This is a genomic window from Streptomyces mayonensis (assembly GCF_018982965.1).
In the GTDB taxonomy this organism is placed as follows: Bacteria; Actinomycetota; Actinomycetes; order Streptomycetales; family Streptomycetaceae; genus Streptomyces; species Streptomyces mayonensis.
Genome location: NZ_JACBYP010000258.1, coordinates 1 through 1,621 on the forward strand (window position 1 = coordinate 1; position 1,621 = coordinate 1,621).

Sequence of the window (1,621 nt, forward strand, 5' to 3'; positions counted from 1 at the left end):
CGTGAACCGGCCAACCCACCTCTTTGATACTGAGCACGCCACTCCGCCTCAACCTGTTCCGCCCGATCCCTCTTACGGCGCTTCCACGCCTCCTGGGCTTTAATCCCTTTTTCACTCTCCCGGTATCGCTTTGCCCTCTCTTTGCCTGCCTCGCTTTGCCTGTATTCAACCTCCGTCTTGTGCCCCTTCTCGCTTTGCCTGTATTCAGTCCGCTTTCGGCGCCCCGCCTCGCTCTGCCTGTAAGCTCTCGCCGCCGCTTTGCCTTTTTCGCTTTGCCTGTATTCAGCCTGCTTCTGGCGCCCCGCCTCGCTCTGCCTGTAAGCTTTCGCCGTCGCTTTGCCTTTTTCGCTTCGCTTGTATCTTCTATCATACTCTCTATTAGCATCTCTTTTGGCGCGTTCCTTCTCTGAGTCCTCTTGGTCGGACATGTCGCCTCCTGTCTGTCGCTGGGCAGCGGTCCGGTCGGCCTTACAACGGACGACAGTCGCCACAGGTTCAAAATCGCTTAGCCTTGATTCACCCCTCGCCGGCCACGAACACCCGGACCACTGGGGTGAACAGGAGATATTGGAGGCGATGTTCAACACGAGGTCGTTTCACCCGCCCAGTGGCGGCCGGTCACCGCATCACTCCTCTCAGCAGCGGAGGGGTCACTTCCTGACCCAAGCCTTCCGGGCCGTCTCGCTTGGTCTGCTCGGACGGCTTCCGGGATCATGCTGTTTGTTGCGTCCTGCCCCGCTTCATCTTTGCGTCGGTTCTGAGGTTGTTCCGTGGTCGGGTGCTGGTGTGCCGATTGAGCCCCCATACTGAGCACGCCGCGCCGCCTCAGCCGCCACATGTTCTGCCCGGCCTTCACGGAACTCCCCCCTGTTTTTGCCGTCTCCCCTAACGCAACTCTTTTCGCTTTACTCGTGCTTCTTTATCACGTCTTGGCCTGTGTCGTTTTTGCGGCATCTCCCCTAATCTTCCTGTCTATCGCGAAGTGGTGGCTCTTCTCAGGTTCAAGAGTGGCGCACGGAAATCTCACGCCCATATCGACCATCTTTCGAGTGGCAGGCAGACCTAGCCACCTATTACTGAGCAGGCGATCGAGAAGGGCCCAGTCGTCTGCGGAGTCGGCCGGATGCACCATGGGCGGTGCCCTCCCAGCAGCCGAGTCCGCGACGCGGCTTCGGCCTCGTCTCGAACCCCCTGTTCACTGGCCCGGTTATTCGTGGCCGGCGAGGGGTGAACCAGAGCGATTTTGAACCTGCGGCGACTGTCGTCCGTTGCAGGGCCGACCGGACCGCTGCCCAGCGACAGACAGGAGGCGACATGTCCGACCAAGAGGACTCAGAGAAAGAACGAGCCAATAGAAAGACATACAACCAAAGCAAGGAAGGGAAAGCGGCGGGAGATCGGTACCGGAAGAGTGAAAAGGGGCGCAAAACGCGGGAGGATTACAACAAAAGCGAGGCAGGCAAAGCGAGGACAAAGCGGTACCGGAAGAGCGAAAAAGGGATTAAAGCCCAGGCGGCATACGCGAGTCGTCCGGACGTCAGAGAAAAAAAGTGAGAGTGGCGAGGGAGCGCCGTCAGAAGCATCGGGAGGAACAGGCTGAGGCGGCGGGGCGTGCTCAGCA

The 1,621-nt window shown here is 59.5% G+C and carries 2 protein-coding genes; one reads left to right on the forward strand and one right to left on the reverse strand.

Translation table 11 applies throughout. The features are described 5' to 3' along the window. A partial coding sequence (locus HZS56_RS37720; protein ID WP_216725312.1) for a hypothetical protein occupies positions 1–428 on the reverse strand: 428 nt, incomplete at its 3' end. Between the two features lie 886 nt (positions 429–1,314). On the opposite strand from HZS56_RS37720, the gene HZS56_RS37725 reads away from it, so the two are divergent. Continuing rightward, the gene (locus tag HZS56_RS37725; RefSeq protein WP_216725313.1) at positions 1,315–1,554 is read left to right on the forward strand and encodes a hypothetical protein; all 240 of its coding nucleotides are present in this window, start codon (positions 1,315–1,317) and stop codon (positions 1,552–1,554) included. Positions 1,555–1,621: the final 67 nt, after the last annotated feature.